The sequence below is a fragment of the Tritonibacter mobilis F1926 genome (assembly GCF_000376545.2).
Taxonomy (GTDB): domain Bacteria; phylum Pseudomonadota; class Alphaproteobacteria; order Rhodobacterales; family Rhodobacteraceae; genus Epibacterium; species Epibacterium mobile.
Window position 1 is genome coordinate 2,584,892 of the sequence record NZ_CP015230.1, and the last position, 19,782, is coordinate 2,604,673.

Consider the following 19,782-nt stretch of genomic DNA (forward strand, 5'->3'; position numbering starts at 1 on the left):
GCCCGGCACGGGCAAGAGGGGGCAGCGCCCCCACCAGCCGTCAGGGCTTGGGGTGGTCGTCCCATTCATCGCTCAAGATCCGACGTGCATCCCCCTCTGGGTCGTCGTATTGTTCTGAACGCACGGTATAGATAAACCCAATCAACCCCGCCCCGCCAAGGATCAGGGAGATAGGAATAAGATAAGACAATACGGTCATGTCGCTCCCCAGCGCCTAACGCAGGCGCAGTGCGTTGAGTGATACGGTAATCGATGACGTAGACATCGCCAGCGCCGCAATCAAGGGCGTGGCCAGACCTGCAATCGCCAGAGGCACAGCTATCACATTGTACAGTGTTGCAATCTGGAAGTTTTCGCGAATACGCTTGGTGGCACGCTTCGCCACACCGCATGCCTCCGAAATCGGAGACAGATCTTTACCCAGCAAAACAATATCAGACGCCACACGCGCAGCATCAAGCGCCGAAGCGGGCGAGATCGAGACATGCGCACCCGCCAACGCCGCCGTGTCGTTGAGACCATCCCCGACCATCAGAACCTTATGGCCTGCCTCGGTCAATTGTGACACACGCGCGGCCTTTTCGTCTGGGAGCGCTTCGGCCACCCAACTCTGAATACCCAATCGTCCTGCCAGATCGCGGACTGCCGCCACCGTATCGCCGGAGATAAGTATCACGTCCATGCCTGTATCTTGAAGCGCTGAAACCGCGTCCTGCGCACCGGGGCGCAAGGCATCCGTAAAACGGATTGCAACCGGCATGCCATCGCCCAGATCCAGCCAAGTGGCTGTCTGCTCCAACGACCCACGCGCCCCGACCCACGCGGCACGCCCCAACCGCACGATCTGCCCGGAAAGGCACGCCTGCGTGCCATAGCCGGGCACTTCTTGCAGACCTTCCAACACCACGGCCTCAACCCCTGCCGCATTTGCCGCACGGGTCAGCGCGATCGCCAGCGGGTGGCTCGACCCTTCGGCCAGGGCCAACGCGACAGACAGCTGTTGGGCGTTCAACTCATCAAGGTTCACAACCTCCGGCGCTCCCGCCGTCAATGTTCCGGTCTTGTCAAACACCACCGTGTCCACCTCGGCGAGCCGCTCCAGCGCAGTGGCATGTTTAACCAGCAGACCCGCCCGAAACAGTCGACCCGAAGCAGCTGTGGTCACCGCAGGGACCGCAAGGCCCAATGCACAGGGGCATGTGATGATCAGTACCGCAGCCGCAATATTCAGGGCCGTGCGCAGATCAAAGGTGTATAGATACCACCCAACGAAGGCGAGCGCCGACAGGATATGTACCCCAGGCGCATAGAGTTTCGCCGCGCTATCCGCGAGCGAGGTGTAACGAGACCGCCCCGACTCTGCGATTGCCACCAAATCTGCCATACGATGCAGCGAGGTCTCAGCGCCAACAGCTGTGGCGCGGATGGTCAGCGGTCCGGTCAAATTGACCTCACCTGCGGAAACCTCGGTGCCCGGTTCTGCGAGGACCGGCAATGTCTCCCCGGTCAGCAACGAACGATCAAGCTCAGACCGCCCCTCGATGATCTCGCCGTCTACCGGCATACGTCCGCCGGGGCGCACGCGGATAAGATCACCAATCGCCAGATCAGCAACGGAGACCTCGACCTCCTGTCCCTGCTCATCCAGACGCCAAGCACGCGGGACCTCGAGCGCTGCAAGCTCTTCTGCAGCAGATCGGGCCGCAGCACGGGTTCGGTGGTCAAGATAACGCCCCGCCAACAAGAAGAACGTCAACGTCAGTGCGGCATCGAAATAGGCATGCTCCCCCGAAAGCGATGTCTCCCATAGCGAAGTCACCAACGCGAGCAACAACGCCAACACGATGGGCACATCCATATTGAGGCGACGTGCCCGCAGCGCATGCCATGCGTTTCGGAAAAACGGTTGCCCGGAATAGATGATGGCTGGAAAGGTGATCGCAGCGGAAATCCAGTGGAACATATCACGGGTCGCGTCAGACGCGCCGGACCAGACTGAGATCGACAACAGCATCACATTCATGGACGCAAAGCCTGCCACCGCAAGCCGCAGCAACAATTCACGCCCTGCGCGATCTGTTTCAGTCGCAGCCAAGGCCGCAAGATCCAACTCATGCGCCTCATAACCAAGCCCCTCGCAGACCGGAACCAGATCCGCCGCCCGCATGTCCGGGTCAGCCTCAATGAGGGCCCGTTTCAGGGTCAGATTGACGCGCGCAGTTCGCACGCCCGGGACTTGCGACAACCCGCGCTCGACCTTGGAAATACAGGCCTGACAGTGGATTGTCGGCAAGGAAATCGCAAGGCGTGCCTCGGTTGGCGCATCCTCCACCGCCTCTGTCGGGGCAGCCACGCAACCGGGGCACACAGCCGTTTGATGACGCATCGAAGCAGTCATGGTTCTACCTCTGAGGGACGCTGACCACGTATACTGCGTGCAAACGCGCGTATCTTACACGGTGGTGTCAGGCGTCAGTGCTACTTTTTGACGTGCAGGATCACGCGCTGAGTGAACTCAGTGCCATCCTTGGCACGCGCGATCATTCGAATGTTCCAGTTTCCCGGTGCCAGTTCCGCAGGTGCGACATATGCAGAGCCATCAAACACAAACTGCGGGTTTTGATCGTCCTTCACATGGGTGGCCCGACCAAGTGTCGCGGTCAGTGAGGCGACCTCTACCGGCTGACCGTCACGATCGGTGATCTCAAGCTTCACCTCTTCCCCAACCGCGGAGGCATAAACCGACCACCCCAGCGCTTCCTGCGCGGCACGGCGTGTATCAAACTGTTGGCTCGCGACATAAGAGTTCTTCACTTCAAGGCCGGGAAACGTGCTCACAGCGCTATAGGCCATGTAGACATTCACCGTGATGATGATCCCGAAAAAACCCACACAAAGCGCCAGCATATGCTTGCCTGTGAACTCGCGAGGTTTTCGTGTGGTCTCTCCCGTCATGGATCAATTCCCCCGTCCGTTGAAAGTGGTGTCGCGGTAAGCGCGTTCGCCCGATGTCAGATCTTCGACCCAAATCCGCAGCCCGGTGTTCTCGGCTTCTGCCGGGGCACTCCCGCGCGGCGCGGCGATATAGACACGTTGCAGGCTTGCGCTGTCAGCAGGGACTTGAACCGTAACACTTTCTTCCCCCTCGAGCGAGACAGAGAGCGCCGGATCACCGACAATCGACAGCTCAAACAGTCGCGCCTCACCGTGTTTGTTTGACAGCCGCACATCGTAGGTGTTGCGAATGGTGCCGTCCGACAGCGTGACATAGGTCGGGTTCCGCACCGGCGCTACGGTCATATTGATGTCGGCACGGATGAAGAGCGCGAACACAAGCGCCAGCCCCACACCACCCCAGAGCGTCGTGTACATAATCGTGCGCGGGCGCAGGATGTGTTTCCAGACCGGGCGCGGAGGTTTGCCTGCACGCTCATTGGTTTCATCCGACAGCGCCATATAATCAATGAGCCCGCGTGGCTTGCCCACTTTGGCCATGATGTCATCGCAGGCATCAATACAAAGCGCACAGGTGATGCACTCCATCTGTTGGCCCTTGCGAATATCGATCCCCATGGGACAGACGTTCACACAGGCCATACAGTCGATACAATCACCCTTTTGATCCGCATCGGCCGATTTCCGGTGTTTGCCGCGCGGCTCGCCGCGCCAATCGCGATACCCGACGGTCAGCGTATCCTCATCCATCATCGCCGCCTGAATACGCGGCCACGGGCAAGCATAGATACAGATCTGTTCGCGGGCAAAGCCACCGAAGAAGAAGGTCGTGAAGGTCAGGATCGCCATTGTGGTATACGCCACCGGGTGTGCCTGACCCGTCACCAGATCATGCAGCAGGGTTGGTGCATCGGCAAAATAGAACACCCATGCCCCACCGGTTGCCAGGCCAATCAAAAGCCAGGCCACCCATTTGGTCATCCGCAGGCGCGCTTTTCTGAAATCCCATTTTTTCTGACGGTGCAGGCGCAGGCGCGCGTTTCGGTCCCCCTCGATCCAGCGCTCAACCAGAATGAAAAGATCAGTCCAGACAGTCTGCGGGCAAGCATAGCCGCACCAGACCCGCCCCAACGCCGAGGTGAACAGAAACAGGCCAAGGCCCGCCATGATCAACAGGCCCGCGACGAAATAGAATTCATGCGGCCAGATCTCGATCCAGAAGAAATAAAACCGTCGCCCGGCAAGATCGAGCAACACCGCCTGATCCGGCAGTTCGGGACCACGGTCCCAACGGATCCAAGGCAGCAGGTAGTAGATGCCCAAGGTAACCGCCATGATCACCCATTTGAGAGTGCGGAACTTTCCCGAGACTCGGCGGGGAAAGATTGGCTCCCTTGCGGCGTAAAGGCTGGGGGCTTGGCTCGAATCGCTCAACTTCTGGCTCCGATCCTGTGACAGGTCTGATGGTGTTCTCCCAGAGACCGGGGATCGAGACTTTGACGTGGATCAAAATTCGCATCCCATATGTGCATTTTGCACAAATGTCGCAGCCCTGCGGGAGCGCCGCACACAAACTGTGCGGTCAGATCAAGGGGGTAGATCCGCGTTCTCGGCGCAGCCAGTTGACGAAATGCCGCGCACCGGGGCGCAGCACACCGGGACGATGGACAATATGGTATCCACGCCCTTGTTCTTCACAAAAAAGCTCGGTCAGACGCCCTGCTGCAACATCCAGCGCGACGAATTCGCGCACCGAGACCGCAACCCCCTGCCCCGCCCGCAAGGCCTCCATCAAGAGGTTGCCGGGCAAAACGACTCGCCCTGCTTTAAGGCTGTCTTCCACCCCGCGGGAGCGGAGCCAGACAGAGGCTTCATTGGTGCCGATTTCCTCCAGCCACGGCAGGTCAAGCAAGTCCTCCGGCTGTTTCACCTTACGCTGGCCCAAAAGGCCCGGGGCTGCCACCACCACCATAGGCGACGCCAGCAACATCTCGGCCTCCAGACCGGGCCAAGCGCCGCTTCCGTATCGCAGCGCAACATCGATGCCACCGGGTGTGAGCTGTACCACCTCGCCGGTGGGATCAATCACCAGATCCACCTCAGGATAGGCCTGCCGAAACCCGGCCAGACGCGGCATCAGCCAATGGGTGGCAAACGTCGGCGTACAGGTTACATGCAGCGGCTGCCCTGCGCCGCGCGTCGTCAAATCCTGTACCGCCATGCGAATTGCACCAAACCCTAGCGTCAAGGCCTGTGCGAGTTGCTCGCCCTCCGGCGTCAGTCGCAATGCGCGACCTGACCTGTCCAAGAGCGGCACTCCCATATGGGCCTCAAGCTGACGCAATTGCTGGCTGATTGCTGCGTGACTGACGTTCAGCTGCGCGCCCGCTTGTTGCAGGTTCCCGGTTTCAGAAAAAACCGAAAAGGCCCGAAGGGCCGCCATTGAGGGCATATCACGCCAGTTCATATGTAAGCTAACCTTAAATTTTAGATTTCCTCCTGACTCGCACAAAACAGAGTTTCAGGCAAGCATGAGCACAGATCCAGCGTGTGGATCACATGCCGAGGAGAGTGAACATGTTAGTTGATATTTATGCCCGCACCCTGTTGAACGCGACCCGCAACAGCGATCTTCCGCAGCGGCCATTGCCAGTGGCCTACCGCAGCCCCAAGGTCCGCCCCGGTATATGGCGTCGCATCGTGACCACCCTGATCAAGGCGCGGAAAGAGACGCGCAATGGCCAATCTCCGTGCCAACCGCGCATCGCGACCTGCAAATAGCCTTGGAAATGATTAGAAAGAAAAGACGCCGGCTCCCCAGGAAACGCGCGAACAAGCAGGGAACCGGCGTCGTAAAGACCCGCTAGTCAACCCAGCGGGGCACGGCGAAATCCGAGGCCTGACACGATAGCCTTCCCAACCGTGGCCCTGAATTTCGTCTTGATACCATTTTGTCATCTGCATGCTCGCGCAGCCTTGATGCAGATCAACTCGACCAAAGTTCACACCAAAACATGCCGCTGTTTTCCGCAGGTCCAACGCGCCTGCACATCCAATTTACTGTCCCCAACTAAAAAGGCCGCCCCGTTTGGAGCGGCCTGCTTTTTCGGTGCCAGATCGCGATTTACTCGCCACCACCCAACTGGTGCACATAGGCACTCACCGCGCGGATTTCGGCCTCACTCAGGCGGGTATCCCAGTTCGGCATGACCCCGTAGCGAGAATTCCAGACGGTTTCATAGACGGTCTCGTAATCGCCACCATAGAGCCAGATGGCATCTTTGAGGTTCGGAGCGCCCTGATAGATATCCCCCGAGGCGTCTTCGCCATGACAGGAGGCACAGTTCGCCTCAAAGACAGCCGCACCATCTGCCACTCGGCTTGCATCTTGTGGCGTATCCGACAGGGACATCACATAGTTGACCACCTGACTGACCTGCTCTTTTTCCAGCAGCCCATCACGCCCAAAGGCAGGCATCGCAGAGAAGCGCGCATCGTCGCTTTCCTCATTGCGGATACCGTAGGACACGGTGGTGTGGATGTCTTCCATCGTACCACCCCAAAGCCAGTCATCGTCCAAGAGGTTCGGATACCCTTTGGCACCCGCCGCACCGGAGCCGTGACACTGCGCACACCAAGTCTTGAACACCGCAGCACCCGCAGACACCGCATAGCCCTCAAGTTCCGGGTGGCCCGGAATGGCCGCAAGTTCCAGTGCCTCCAACTGTGCGTTGATCGGCGCATTTGCCGTTTCGACCGCAGCGATTTCAGCTTCAACCTTGGCGCGCGAGGACCAGCCCAACATGCCAGAGGTTGCCTCACTCACCAGCGGCCAAGCCGGATAGGCGATGCTATAGCCGATCCCCCAGACGATGGTGGCGTAGAACACCCAAAGCCACCAGCGCGGCATCGGGTTGTCGAACTCCATGATCCCATCCCACTCATGGCCGGTGGTGTTTGGATCACCTTCTTGGATCTTTACGGTGTTTTTGTTGCCCGTCTCACTCATTTCTGGGCCTCCGGTTGAGCGGCGCTCTCTGACGCCGGCTTATCCGCGTTGCGGAAGGGGATATTGGCTGTGTCCTCATAAGTTTTGGTGGAGCCGGGGCGAAACGCCCAGAACACAACACCAATGAAAAAGAGGAACAGAAAGAGAAGCATCCAGCTGTCAGCGAACTGTCGCAGCAGGGAATAGGTTTCCATGGCTCAATCCTCCCTTACCGGCTTGCGTCAGGTGTGAAGGTCGAGAAATCGACCAACGTGCCCAACATCTGCAGATAAGCGATCAATGCGTCCGCTTCAGAGACACCCGGTTGACCGTCGAAGTTCCGCACGTTGACGTTCTCGCCGTACCGCTCCAGCAGCCCGTCATAGTCACTGTCGGGATCAGCCTGAGCGCGGAAATCGCGGCGCGCTTCTTCGATCATCTCGTCCGAGTAGGGCACGCCGACAATGGCATTGGTGGCCATCAGATCGCCGATATACTTGCCGTCGATGCGGGTGCGCTCGAGGAAGTCATACTTCGGCATCACCGATTCCGGCACCACCGCTTGCGGATCGCGCAGGTGGTCTACGTGCCACTCGTCCGAGTAACGCCCCCCCACACGGGCCAGGTCCGGCCCGGTGCGTTTGGAGCCCCACTGGAACGGGTGGTCGTACATCGACTCCGCCGCCAGTGAGTAGTGGCCATAGCGTTCGACCTCATCGCGCATGGGACGGATCATCTGGCTATGACAGACGTAGCAGCCTTCGCGGATGTAGATGTCGCGCCCTGCCAGTTCGAGCGGGGTGTAGGGACGCATGCCCTCCACCTCCTCGATGGTGTTCTCCAGATAGAACAACGGGGTGATCTGCACCAAGCCACCGATGGTGACGACGAGAAAGGAACAGATCAGCAGAAGCGTTGCGTTCGTCTCGAGGATTTTATGCTTGTCGAGAATTGCCATCTCTCCGGCCCTCCTTATTCAGCCGGGACCGCGACGGACAGGCTGGCCTCTTTGGCCGGCGCCCGACGAACGGTCATCCAGAGGTTGTAGCACATGACCAGCGATCCGGAGAGGAACAGAACCCCGCCCAAACCACGCATCACATACATCGGAAGCTTCGCAGCCACGGTGTCGGCAAAGGACCACACGAGGAAGCCGTTTGCATCCACTTCACGCCACATCAGACCTTCCATGATACCGGTCACCCACATGGACGCCGCGTAGAGCACGATGCCGATGGTGGCGAGCCAGAAGTGCCAGCTGACGAGGCTCAGCGAATAGAGCCGTTCGCGCTTCCACAGAACCGGCGTCAGGTAATAGAGCGCACCGAAAGTGATCATACCGTTCCAGCCGAGCGCACCGGAATGCACGTGACCAATGGTCCAGTCCGTGTAGTGCGACAGCGAGTTCACAGCGCGGATCGACATCATCGGACCCTCAAACGTGGACATGCCGTAAAAACCAACCGAGATCACCAGCATCCGCAGCACAGGGTCGGTGCGCAGCTTGTCCCAAGCGCCCGAAAGCGTCATCAGACCGTTGATCATACCACCCCACGACGGCATCCACAGCACGACCGAGAACACCATGCCGAGGGTCGAGGCCCAGTCGGGCAACGCGGTGTAATGCAGGTGGTGCGGACCCGCCCAAATGTAGATGAAGATCAGCGCCCAGAAGTGGATGATCGACAGTTTGTAGCTGTAAACCGGACGATCTGCTTGTTTCGGGATGAAATAGTACATCATGCCGAGGAACCCTGCGGTCAGGAAGAAGCCCACAGCGTTGTGGCCATACCACCATTGCACCATGGCATCCTGGACACCCGGCCAGACGATCACCGACTTGGAACCCCAGATCGACACCGGAATGGTCAGGTTATTGACCACATGCAGCATGGCAACGGTCACGATGAAAGCGAGGAAGAACCAGTTTGCCACATAGATGTGGCGCTCTTTGCGGCGAATGATAGTGCCCAGGAAAACGGCCAGATAGGCGACCCAGACGACGGTCAGCCACAGATCAACATACCATTCGGGTTCAGCATATTCTTTGGACTGCGTGCCGCCCAGAAGATAACCGGTCGCGGCCAGAACGATAAAGAGTTGATAGCCCCAGAACACGAACCACGCGAGGTTACCGCCCCACAACCGCGCCGCAGACGTCCGCTGCACGATGTAGAAAGAGGTTGCGATCAGCGCGTTGCCCCCAAACGCAAAGATCACTGCAGAAGTGTGCAGCGGACGCAACCGGCCAAAGTTCGCAAATCCTTCGGACCAGTCGAAGTTCAGAACCGGAAACGCCAGCTGGAACGCGATGAACGTTCCCACGAGGAACCCCGCAACACCCCAGAACGCGGTTGCAATGACGCCCGCGCGCACGACGCCATCGAGGTATTCCCCGGTGACGGGAGCCGCGACCGGCTCGTCCGTACTGCGTAGCGTTGACAAAAACAGGCCACCTGCGACGAGCATCAAGATCACCGCATGTACCTGATAGGCCAGATCCCTGGCATAGCCGGCGGCGATCATGAAGAAGACCGTCAATACGCCAAGCACTATCAGCTTGAGATAATTAGACATTTCATGCCCCTTTGAATGATTCACCCGAATCGCACCCCTCGCAGATACACCTCGGGCGTCGTTTTCCCCGTCCCTGATGCCAGAGCGAGGTTTTGCAAACATTGATCTGCATCAAGATGCTGGCGTTTGGGATGTGTCATGTCACCTCACGGGATACGGGTAACCTGAAAACCAAGGCCCCGTTACCTTCAACCGGAATCACGGGATTTGGGAAAAGGTAAGCTCATGACGTACAAGACAATTCTGACAGTGCGATCCACTCCAGACGGATCGACAACTGCATTGGACCAAGCCGAGACCATGGTGCGCCGCGCTGATGGGCATCTGGATGTTCTGTGCCTTGGGGTAGATCGCACCCGCGTGGGGTACTATGATGGCGGTGCGAATGCGATTGCCATCAACACAATGCTGGATCGCGCCCGTGAAGAAGTGCAGGCAACCGAAGAAAGCACCAAGCGATATCTCTCTGGTAGCGACGTGCCGCGCAGCCTCTCCACCGCAATTGCCCCATTTGGCGATATTTCTCGGGTCACCTCGCATCATGCGCGCTTTAGCGATCTAGTGGTGATGGATCTGCCCTATGGCGAAGGTCAGGGGCCGGAAGTCGAGCCAATCGTCGAGGCTGCCCTCTTTGACACGCGCACCCCTGTTCTCGTGATGCCAGAGGGGACAACACTTGCCGCATCACCCAAAACTGTCCTCGTCGCATGGGATGAAAGCATCGAAGCCCTCACGGCCGTGCGAAAAGCCCTGCCCCTCCTTCAGTCTGCAGATCTGGTTCGGATCACTGTAATTGATCCGCCAAAACACGGGATCGAACGCTCAGATCCCGGTGGCATGTTGTGTCAGATGCTGGCCCGCCATGGCGTCGCCTGCGAGATTGACGTCCTCAGCAAGACGCTGCCGCGCATCTCTGATGTGCTTTGTCGTCACGCAACAGACACGGATGCAGAGCTTATTGTGATGGGCGCTTATGGGCATTCGCGCTTCCGTGAGTCGATCCTCGGCGGCGCAACGCGCAATATGCTCGAGCATGCAAAAGTCCCGGTGCTGATGGCGCATTGATGGCACCACGCGCAGTCGCGCGGTTTTTGGGCAATTGGCCGGTCTAAATCGGGACCGGCCTCACCTTATTAGGAAAATGGAGAGGACGCCTCACATCATGGCCCTAGGTCATGTTGACAAATGGCGCACCCAGAGCCGGATGGATGTGATGTCGATGAACCCGAGGTAACTTTCTGCAGTTTTGTCATACCGGGTAGCAACGCGGCGGGCGTTCTTGAGCTTATTGAAACACCGTTCGACCAGGTTTCTCAATCGATACAGCCCATGATCCACGCCGACGCGCATCTTGCGGGTCTTTCGCATCGGAATTTGGGTCAGGATATCACGTTCATTCATGTTTTTCCGAATGCGATCAGCATCATAGCCCCGATCTGCCAGTAGCACTTTCGGCTCAGGCAGATTATCAGACATGACGAGATCAAAACCAAGGTAGTCCGAAGTTTGCCCCGGTGTGATGTCTGTTCTCATGGGCAACCCGTGCGCGTTGACGCGGAGGTGGATCTTGGTCGTGAAGCCACCTCTTGAACGGCCAAAACCCTGTCTCGGAGTCCCCCTTTTGCGCCCGCTGCTTGATGATGCGCGCGAATAACAGTGCTGTCGATCATTTGGAGAGCGTTTGGAACGGCCCCGCTTTGGTTCAAGGCTTCGAGTATGTCCTCCCACAGCCCAGCCAACGTCCAGCGCCGGAATTGGCGGTAAACACTGGACCATTTGCCAAACTCTTCGGGCAAATCTCGCCAAGGTGATCCGGTGCGTGCAATCCAGAATATCCCATCCAGTACAAGGCGATGGTTGGTAGGCTTGCGCCCATTCCGGGCTCGGATCGCAAGAATGAAGTATTCAAACAGCGACCACTCGTCGTCGCTCATCAGGTTTCGGGGCAAGCTGATCTCCATAGCAGATACCAGCTTGAATCACGTCGAAGCCCCAGTGTGAATCCCTTTTGTCAACATGTCCTAGAAAGCGACGTGGGCTTATTATTCGAATTTACAAATTCAACCAGTGATGGTGGTTGAGAAAACCGGTTTGAGAAAATTTCGCCTCAGGCCGACCAAATTCAAATTCCAGCCCATTCCCGTTCAAAAACACCGAATCAACGCGACACGGGAAATTCGCTAACCAAGCACACCGCCGTCGCTATCATCTCCGGCCTCTTCGATCAGGCGGCGCATATCGGGCACCGTAACGTGCCGCTTTCCTTCCAATTCGATCACACCCGACTTCCTAAGGGCAGAGATTTGACGGCTCACGGTTTCCAGGGTCAGGCCCAGATAATCCGCCATCGCCTCACGCGTCAGCTTCAAATCAAAGCTGACAGCACCACTAGCAGCATCCACACTGAGCGACGCATCGCGCCGTGCAATAATCGACAAGAGACTGGCGATCTTCTCACGCGCGGTTTTACGCCCGAGCACCAACATCCACTCACGCGCTGCATCAAGCTCATCCAGTGTCATTTCCAGCAATCGATGCGCGATATGAGGTGTTCGCGTCATCAAATCTTCAAAAGGTTTTTTTCGAAAACAACACATTACAACGTCTGTCGTCGCAACGACATCATATGCAGATCCATCGCGCCCGGGCCGGCCTACAAAATCGCTCGGCAGCAACAGCCCAACCATCTGAGTGCGCCCATCCTCCATCGTCTGGGTTAAAGTCGCGATCCCAGACACCACCGAACCGACAAAGTTCATCTGATCTCCGGACCAGATCACGGTCTGCCCAGCCTCATAGCTGCGATAGAATTTGATCGCGTCGAGTGCCTCGAGCTCGTCCGAATCACAACGGGCGCACACGGCGCGGTGGCGAATTGGGCAATCCGCGCACTCGATCGACTGGAATTGGGCAAGGGACATACGCGCCTCTGGTTGATCTGAGTCAAAGCCGACAACGCCGACCATCCCTATCGTAATCCTATGACACAGGAATCTCAATTGGCACGGCTCGGACTATTCGACGCAAAGGTGCCCAGATATACGAGCTATCCCACTGCGCCTCATTTCAAAAATGATGTAAGCGCAAAAGGATTCGCTGATTGGATCAAGGCCATTAGACCCGGTGCGGAGATCTCCTTATACGTGCATGTGCCGTTCTGTCGCAGGCTATGTTGGTTTTGCGCTTGTCGTACTCAAGGCACGCAATCGGCTTCTCCGGTGCGCGCTTATCTGGACGTTTTAAAGCAGGAAATTGCACTTCTGGCGCGTCACCTGCCGGAGGGCGTGCGTCTGGCGCGGCTGCATTGGGGCGGAGGAACACCGACGCTACTGTCTGCAGAAATGATGGCGGAACTGGCAGAGGCGATATTCGCCGTCACCCCGATGGCGAAGGGCGGCGAGTTCTCGGTAGAGATCGACCCCAATGAGATTGACGAAACTCGCCTAGATGCGCTCGCCGCAGCAGGGATGAACCGCGCGTCGATCGGTGTGCAAGATTTCGACCCTGAAATTCAGGAAACAATAGGTCGCATCCAGCCGTTTGATCTCACCCGTGATGCGGTTGACATGATCCGCGCACGTGGGATTGCCAGCCTTAACGCTGATATTCTGTTTGGCTTACCACATCAGACACGGATGCGTATGACCGAGAGCGTGCAGAAGCTCCTGTCGCTGTCGCCTGACCGGGTTGCGCTCTATGGGTATGCACATGTGCCGTGGATGGCACGACGGCAGAATATGATCCCCACCGACAGCCTGCCCTCGCCAAAGGCACGATTACAACTGTTTGAAACGGCTCAGCGTTTGTTCATGTGGGATGGATATCGCGAAATTGGCATCGACCACTTTGCCACGCCCCATGATGGACTTGCTGTGGCGGAACGAACTGGCAAGCTGCGCCGGAACTTCCAAGGCTACACCGATGATCGTGCGGAGGTACTGATCGGGTTGGGAGCCTCGTCGATTTCGCGCTTCCCGCAAGGCTACGCACAAAACGCCCCTTCCACATCCGCCTATACCAAGGCGATCCGTGATGGGCAGTTCTCGACCGCACGCGGACATGTTTTTTCAGGTGAAGACCTGTTGCGTGGGCGCATGATAGAGGGGTTGATGTGCGACTTTGCGATTTCCTCAGAGGAAATATTGACGACGTTTGACATTGCGCCTGCCGCACTGGACAGGATGTATCGTGACGTGTCGGCTGCGTTTCCCGACATGCTTGATCTACATGCAGGTGGGATCCGCATTCGCCCGGAGGGTAAACCTCTGACCCGCATGATTGCACGCCACTTTGACGCCTACGATCTCAGCAAAGCCGGGCACAGCTCCGCCATCTAGGCGGTCACACAATATCCGGTGACACCGCGTTAGGAAGGCGAGGGAAGCGAGGGCGCTGCCCTCGCGCTCCCGGGATATTTTCAGTTAGAAGAAATACGACAGGTGCTTTGGGTTAAACGCCTGTCACCGCTGAAAGCAGATGCCTTGTGTATTCCTCTTTGGGATTGGCAAAGACCTCTTCTGCAGCGCCCTGCTCCACCACATCGCCAGCTTTCATCACCAGAATCTCATGCGACATGGCGCGCACCACGTTGAGATCATGGCTGATAAAGAGATAGGCCAACCCGTAGCGGGCCTGCAGGTCGCGCAGCAAATCAACGATCTGAACTTGAACCGTCATATCAAGCGCCGACGTTGGCTCGTCCAGCACCACCAGTTTCGGGCGCAGTACCATGGCGCGGGCAATCGCTATACGCTGGCGTTGTCCGCCGGAAAACTCATGCGGGTAGCGGTCCATGGCTGCGGGGTCGAGGCCGACCTCCTCCATCACTTCCGCCACCAATTCACGTGGTTTGCGGTGCTGGTCGACCTCGTGGATGGCCAGGCCTTCGGCAATGATCTGCTGACAGGTCATCCGCGGCGACAGAGAGCCAAAGGGATCCTGAAATACGATCTGCATATCCTTGCGCAGGCGGCGCAACTCACGCGTCGACCACTTGCGCAGGTCCTGACCCTGAAAACGCACTTCGCCCTCGGAGGCGATCAGACGCATGATCGCCAGCGCCATCGTGGTTTTGCCAGAACCGGATTCCCCGACAATGCCGAGGGTTTCACCGGCGCGCACCGAAAGCGACATCGGGTTCACGGCCTTCACATGGCCAACCGTACGTTTGAGCAGGCCGCGCTGGATCGGGAACCAGACCTTGAGGTCGTTTGCCGCGACAAGCTCCTCCGCATGCTCAGGGACCGGCCCCGGCCTGCCGGATGGTTCGGCGGCCAGCAGTTTCTGCGTATAGGGGTGTTTGGGATCGGCAAACAGCTCTGCGGTGGGGCCTTCTTCGACAATCTCACCGGATTTCATCACGCAGACCCGATCAGCGATGCGGCGCACGATCGACAGATCATGGGTGATGAACAAAAGCCCCATGCCTTCGCTTGATTTCAGATCCGCAAGAAGGTCGAGGATCTGCGCCTGAATGGTCACATCAAGCGCCGTGGTCGGTTCGTCCGCAATCAGCACGTCTGGTTTGTTGGCAAGCGCCATGGCGATCATCACCCGCTGACGTTGCCCGCCGGAGAGCTGATGTGGGTAGGCATCAAGCCGGGTTTCGGCGTCGCGGATACCGACCTTGTTCAACAGGTCCAGAATGCGCCCGCGCGCATCTTCGCCCATTACGCCCTGATGCAGGGCAAGCGCCTCGCCCAGCTGTTTTTCGATGCTGTGCAACGGGTTGAGCGAGGTCATCGGCTCTTGGAAGATGAAGGAGATATCATTGCCGCGCACCCGTCGCAGGGTGCGTTCATCTGCGCCGATCATTTCCTGCCCATCATAGGTGACGGAGCCGGAGACCTGTGCGCTGTCGCCCAGCAATTGAACCGTGGACAGTGCGGAGACTGATTTGCCAGACCCCGACTCGCCCACCAGAGCAACTGTTTCACCGCGCGACACCGTGAAGGACACGCCCTTCACCGCCTCGGTGAACTGACCGTCCTGGCGAAAGGCAACGCGAAGGTCCTTGACCTGAAGAATGGGAGATTGCGTCATTGCGGCTGCCCGCTCTGGCGAGAGGTCGCTCGTTTTTCAATCCTCATGTCTGCATGGCTCATGAAAAGGTCTTTCTCGGGTCGAACGCGTCCCGCACGCCTTCAAAGATGAAGACCAGAAGCGAGAGCATGATTGCAAAGGTAAAGAAGGCGGTGAAGGCAAGCCACGGCGCTTGCAGGTTCTGTTTGGCTTGTAGGGTCATCTCACCCAGCGATGGCGCCGAAGACGGCAGGCCAAAGCCGAGGAAATCAAGGCTCGCCAAAGTGCCGATGGTGCCGGTCACGATGAACGGCAGCATAGTGAGTGTCGCCACCATCGCATTGGGCAGCATATGGCGGAACATGATGGTGACGTTCCCCACGCCAAGCGCCTTGGCCGCGCGCACATATTCGAGGTTGCGCGCCCGCAGAAACTCTGCGCGCACCACGCCCACAAGCGCCGTCCAGCTAAACAGGATCATCAAAAACACCAGGAGCCAGAAACTGCGCCCCAAGATGGCAAACATGATGATGATGACATAGAGCGATGGCGTTGCGGACCAGATCTCGATAAAGCGCTGAAAGATCAGATCGACCCAGCCGCCAAAGAACCCCTGCACAGCGCCCGCGACAATCCCGATCAGGCTTGCGGCGATCGTGACCACGAGGGTGAAGACGATCGAGAGCCGAAAACCATAAATGACCCGCGCCAACACGTCGCGTTTGGTGTCATCGGTGCCCAGCCAATTCTGCCCGTTAGGCGGTAGCGGCGCGGCCCCGGAGCGATCCACTGGCGTGTCAAAACGGTAAGGGATCGGCGGCCAGAGCGACCAGCCTTCGACAAAATCCTCTCCCGCGTAGGTGCCAGCATCAATCTTGGCAATGATGCCATCGGGATCATCAAAACAGTCGAGACTGCCACCCGAAGCGATCAGGCATTTTACTTCTGGATCGCGATAGACGGCTTCGGTCTGGAAATCGCCACCGAAGGTGGTTTCCGGATAGAAATTCCACACCGGGGTAAAATATTCGCCGCGATAGTTCACGAGGATCGGTTTGTCATTGGCCAGCACATCCGCAAACAGCGACAGGCCAAACAGAACCAAAAAGATCCTGAGCGACCAGAGGGCCCGGCGGTTGCGCTTAAAGTTATTCCAGCGGCGTTGGTTTAGAGGAGACAGTGCCATCAGATCACCCCTCCCGCTTTTCAAAATCGATGCGCGGATCGACCAGCACATACATGATGTCAGACAAGATCCCCACCACTAGGCCCATCAGCCCGAAGATGAAAAGCGTTCCAAAAACAATAGGGTAGTCGCGTGCCACTGCGGCCTCAAACCCGAGCCGCCCCAGTCCGTCCAGCGAGAAGATCGTCTCAATGATCAGGCTGCCGGTGAAGAAGATCGAGATAAACACACCCGGAAACCCTGCAATCACGATCAGCATCGCATTACGGAACACATGCCCGTAAAGCACCCGGTTCTCCGTGAGCCCCTTGGCGCGCGCGGTCATGACATACTGTTTCTTGATCTCATCCAGAAAGGAGTTCTTGGTCAGCAGTGTGAGCGTTGCAAAGGCGGATATGGTGGAGGCCACAACCGGCAAAGTGATGTGCCAGAAATAGTCGCCGATCTTGCCCAAAAGGCTCATGCTTTCCCAGTTTTCCGATGTCAGTCCCCGCAGCGGGAAGATCTGCCAATACGACCCGCCCGCCAAGAGCACCAGCAGCAGGATCGCAAACAAAAAGCCCGGTATGGCGTAGGCTGCGATAATCACGCCGCTTGTCCAGCTGTCAAATTTGCTACCATCACGCAGCGCCTTTTTCACCCCCAATGGAATGGAAATCATATAGGCGATCAGCGTCGACCACAGGCCGAGCGAGATTGACACCGGCATTTTCTCCATCACCAGATCAATCACCCCGACATTGCGGAAATAACTCTCGCCAAAGTCGAGCCGGACGTAGTTCCACATCATATTGAGGAAACGTTCCAGCGGCGGCTTGTCAAAACCGAACTCGCGCTCCAGTTCCTCAATGAACTCAGGCGGCAGGCCGCGCCCACCGGCATACTGGCTCTCAGCTTGGCCCACGGTTTCTGCGCCGCCATCGTTTGCGGCACCGGCAAAGCCCCCAAAGACGTCGCCGCCGCCCTCAAGACGGGCGATCATCTGTTCAACCGGACCACCGGGAACGAATTGCACCAGCGCGAAATTCACCACCATGATCCCGATCAAGGTCGGGATCACCAGCAAGAGGCGCCGCAGAATATAGTTTAGCATCGGGGATTTACCTCAGCGCGCCAGCATCTCGCAGCGCTTTGGCCTTGTCCTCGTTATACCACCAGAAGTCCAGATACCCGAGGCTGTAGGGTGGGATTTCCGCCGGGTGTTCGTATTGGTCGTAATAGGCCGCCCAATGGTTCGGGTTGTACCACAGCGGGATCATGATGAACTCATGTCGCAACGCCCGATCAAGCGCGGTCATGATCGCCGTTTCTTCCTCTCGTGTTTCCGCGCGCAGCGATTTTGTGATGATCGCATCAATCAGCGGCGAGGCCAGACCAGCTGGGTTAAACAGCGAATAGGTCGAGGCCTCAGACCCGAACCGCTGCTCCAGCCCCGTACCCGTCCCAAGGAAGGTCGTGTAGCTATCCACGACCAGATCATAGTCCCGTTCTCGCTCGCGGCTGGTGTATTGCGCAGTGTCGACCACCTCAAAATTAACCGCAATGCCGAGATTTTCGAGGTTATCAACGAAATTCTCCATCACGCCACGCGTGGTAGGTGACGACGACGAGGAGAATAGGAAATTCAGTTCAAACGGTGCGCCCTCGGGCGTCACCCGCTTGCCGTTGTCGCCAACAACATAGCCTGCGTCCTCTAGCATTGCGGCAGCTTTGCGCGCGTTGCGGCGATCAAACAGTCGGGCAGGATCAGATGTTGCCGGAACATAGACCTCTTCGCTCAGCACCTCTGGCGGAACCAGATCACCGAGACTTTCGAGGAATTCACGCTCCGCACCTTCGGGAGTGCCCGTCGCCATCAAGGGCGAGTTCTGGGTGAAGGACGCCCGACGTTCGAACAACCCATAGAGCAGGCTTTCATTGGACCACTCAAAATTGAACGCCAAGGCCAGCGCCTCACGGACACGGCGGTCCTGAAGCTTGGGGGATGCCAGATTGAACACAATACCGGAGGCCGTGGGCGGTGCGCCATTGGGCAGTTCTTCGAGCTTTACAGCACCGCTATCAACCTTGGGGAAGTCATAGCCGCTGGCCCATTTTTTACTGTCGCCCTCGGCACGGAATGTGTACTCGCCCGCCTTGAACGCCTCAAAAGCGGCGGTGTCATCGGCAAAGATCTCAACCCGAAGCGCATCAAAGTTATGCCGCCCCTGATTAACCGGCAGATCCTTGCCCCAGTAATCGGGATTGCGTTTGAGTACTATGCGACGCGACAGATCAATTTCATCGATCACATAGGGGCCAGAGCCCGGAGGCCCTTCAATCCAGTTCTCATTGAGCTTCTGACCGGTCTCTTCGAACCATTTCTTCGACCATGCAGGCACCCCGCCCACCTGTTCGACCAAGCTACGGCGGGATACACCGTCAGCAAAATAGAACTTGATGGTGTAGTCATCGATGACTTCGACCTTGGGGATCAGCTTACGAACAAAATCGGCGTAGGACTGCAACCCTTGATCGAGCAGCAAGTTATGGCTGAAGGCAATGTCATGGGCTGTCACCGGAGTGCCATCAGAGAAACGCGCCTCAGGCCGCATGCGGAAGATGACCCAGCTTTTGTCTTCGGGATATTCTACGCTTTCGCACAGCAAGCAGTAGGATTGGCCGTATTTATCCGCAGGCGCTGCATCCGCAAGCAGGCTTTCATAAGGATAGACGGAAAAGGCATGCGCCCGCCCCTTGCCGGAGTAGGGATTCATACTGTCCAGTGTGCCGATAAAAGGAACTGCCAGTTCCCCCCCTTTGGGCGCATCCGGGTTCACGTAATCAAAGTGCTCAAAATCCGCTGGATAGTCGAGATCCCCGTAGAAGGAATATCCGTGGCTTTTGGTGATGGCGCCGTCTTCGGCACTGCTCGCCGCAAGAACAGATGTCATCAGCGCCGCTGCGGACAGTAGCGCAGCATTGGTGAAGGGCTTGATCCACGATCGGGTGCGGGGCTTCGCAGCCACTTTTGCCATTGCACGCGCGTGTCTGATCGTCATCTGCCTAACCCTTC

Annotated in this window: 18 protein-coding genes; 3 read left to right on the plus strand and 15 right to left on the minus strand. The window is 57.8% G+C overall.

Annotated features, from left to right (window positions below):
• Positions 1-40: 40 nt before the first annotated feature.
• The 5 genes from ccoS to K529_RS12195 all read right to left on the minus strand — a co-directional run bounded on the left by ccoS (position 41) and on the right by K529_RS12195 (position 5,422).
• Positions 41-199: a cbb3-type cytochrome oxidase assembly protein CcoS gene (ccoS, locus tag K529_RS12175; protein WP_005629952.1), complete on the minus strand. Its 159-nt coding sequence runs from the start codon at positions 197-199 to the stop codon at positions 41-43.
• Between the two features lie 15 nt (positions 200-214).
• Positions 215-2,398 (minus strand): heavy metal translocating P-type ATPase, encoded by a 2,184-nt coding sequence (locus tag K529_RS12180; protein ID WP_005629948.1) that lies wholly within the window; start codon positions 2,396-2,398, stop codon positions 215-217.
• 80 nt (positions 2,399-2,478) lie between these two features.
• Positions 2,479-2,955 carry a FixH family protein gene (locus K529_RS12185; RefSeq protein WP_005629945.1) on the minus strand — a complete coding sequence of 159 codons (477 nt, stop codon included), beginning with the start codon at positions 2,953-2,955 and terminating at the stop codon, positions 2,479-2,481.
• Between the two features lie 3 nt (positions 2,956-2,958).
• Positions 2,959-4,389 (minus strand): cytochrome c oxidase accessory protein CcoG, encoded by a 1,431-nt coding sequence (gene ccoG / locus K529_RS12190; protein ID WP_005629941.1) that lies wholly within the window; start codon positions 4,387-4,389, stop codon positions 2,959-2,961.
• 148 nt (positions 4,390-4,537) lie between these two features.
• Positions 4,538-5,422, minus strand: coding sequence for a LysR substrate-binding domain-containing protein (locus K529_RS12195; protein WP_005629938.1), 885 nt, complete (start codon positions 5,420-5,422; stop codon positions 4,538-4,540).
• 110 nt (positions 5,423-5,532) lie between these two features.
• Between K529_RS12195 and K529_RS12200 the strand changes: the two genes are divergently transcribed.
• Positions 5,533-5,736: a hypothetical protein gene (locus K529_RS12200; protein WP_005629935.1), complete on the plus strand. Its 204-nt coding sequence runs from the start codon at positions 5,533-5,535 to the stop codon at positions 5,734-5,736.
• Between the two features lie 343 nt (positions 5,737-6,079).
• Here the strand turns inward: K529_RS12200 and ccoP are convergent, their stop codons facing one another.
• From ccoP to ccoN, 4 genes are read right to left on the minus strand one after another with little or no spacing between them, the layout of a single operon-like run.
• Positions 6,080-6,964, minus strand: coding sequence for a cytochrome-c oxidase, cbb3-type subunit III (ccoP, locus tag K529_RS12205; RefSeq protein ID WP_005629932.1), 885 nt, complete (start codon positions 6,962-6,964; stop codon positions 6,080-6,082).
• Entirely contained in the window at positions 6,961-7,158 is a 198-nt protein-coding gene (locus K529_RS12210; RefSeq protein ID WP_005629929.1) for a CcoQ/FixQ family Cbb3-type cytochrome c oxidase assembly chaperone, read from the minus strand. Before K529_RS12210 ends, ccoP begins: the two co-directional genes overlap by 4 nt.
• Positions 7,159-7,172: 14 nt before the next feature.
• Entirely contained in the window at positions 7,173-7,901 is a 729-nt protein-coding gene (gene ccoO, locus K529_RS12215) for a cytochrome-c oxidase, cbb3-type subunit II (protein ID WP_005629926.1), read from the minus strand.
• A 14-nt stretch (positions 7,902-7,915) separates the two neighbouring features.
• Positions 7,916-9,520, minus strand: coding sequence for a cytochrome-c oxidase, cbb3-type subunit I (gene ccoN, locus K529_RS12220; protein ID WP_005629923.1), 1,605 nt, complete (start codon positions 9,518-9,520; stop codon positions 7,916-7,918).
• 225 nt (positions 9,521-9,745) lie between these two features.
• On the opposite strand from ccoN, the gene K529_RS12225 reads away from it, so the two are divergent.
• Positions 9,746-10,585 carry a universal stress protein gene (locus tag K529_RS12225; RefSeq protein ID WP_005629920.1) on the plus strand — a complete coding sequence of 280 codons (840 nt, stop codon included), beginning with the start codon at positions 9,746-9,748 and terminating at the stop codon, positions 10,583-10,585.
• Positions 10,586-10,693: 108 nt separating this feature from the next.
• On the opposite strand, the gene K529_RS23070 is transcribed toward K529_RS12225, so the two are convergent.
• Together K529_RS23070 and fnrL are read right to left on the minus strand one after the other, a co-directional pair.
• Positions 10,694-11,481 (minus strand): IS5 family transposase gene (locus tag K529_RS23070; RefSeq protein WP_157888506.1). Its coding sequence is split into 2 segments (ribosomal slippage): positions 10,694-11,145 and positions 11,145-11,481, totalling 789 coding nucleotides; the frame shifts between segments, so codons are not numbered across the junction.
• 219 nt (positions 11,482-11,700) lie between these two features.
• Positions 11,701-12,441 (minus strand): transcriptional regulator FnrL, encoded by a 741-nt coding sequence (gene fnrL / locus K529_RS12240; protein ID WP_039983362.1) that lies wholly within the window; start codon positions 12,439-12,441, stop codon positions 11,701-11,703.
• Positions 12,442-12,501: 60 nt separating this feature from the next.
• Here fnrL and hemN point away from each other — a divergent pair, with 60 nt between their 5' ends.
• Positions 12,502-13,857 (plus strand): oxygen-independent coproporphyrinogen III oxidase, encoded by a 1,356-nt coding sequence (hemN, locus tag K529_RS12245; protein ID WP_040641756.1) that lies wholly within the window; start codon positions 12,502-12,504, stop codon positions 13,855-13,857.
• A 112-nt stretch (positions 13,858-13,969) separates the two neighbouring features.
• On the opposite strand, the gene K529_RS12250 is transcribed toward hemN, so the two are convergent.
• Genes K529_RS12250 through K529_RS12265 form a run of 4 tightly spaced genes read right to left on the minus strand, consistent with a single transcriptional unit; the run spans position 13,970 to position 19,768 of the window.
• A complete protein-coding gene (locus K529_RS12250; protein WP_005614993.1) occupies positions 13,970-15,562 on the minus strand; it encodes an ABC transporter ATP-binding protein in 1,593 nt (530 codons plus the stop codon).
• Positions 15,563-15,620: 58 nt separating this feature from the next.
• Complete coding sequence (locus K529_RS12255) at positions 15,621-16,727, minus strand: ABC transporter permease (protein ID WP_005614995.1); 1,107 nt, start codon at positions 16,725-16,727, stop codon at positions 15,621-15,623.
• Positions 16,728-16,731: 4 nt separating this feature from the next.
• Positions 16,732-17,820: a microcin C ABC transporter permease YejB gene (locus K529_RS12260; RefSeq protein WP_005614998.1), complete on the minus strand. Its 1,089-nt coding sequence runs from the start codon at positions 17,818-17,820 to the stop codon at positions 16,732-16,734.
• A gap of 7 nt (positions 17,821-17,827) precedes the next feature.
• Positions 17,828-19,768: an extracellular solute-binding protein gene (locus K529_RS12265; RefSeq protein WP_005615000.1), complete on the minus strand. Its 1,941-nt coding sequence runs from the start codon at positions 19,766-19,768 to the stop codon at positions 17,828-17,830.
• Positions 19,769-19,782: the final 14 nt, after the last annotated feature.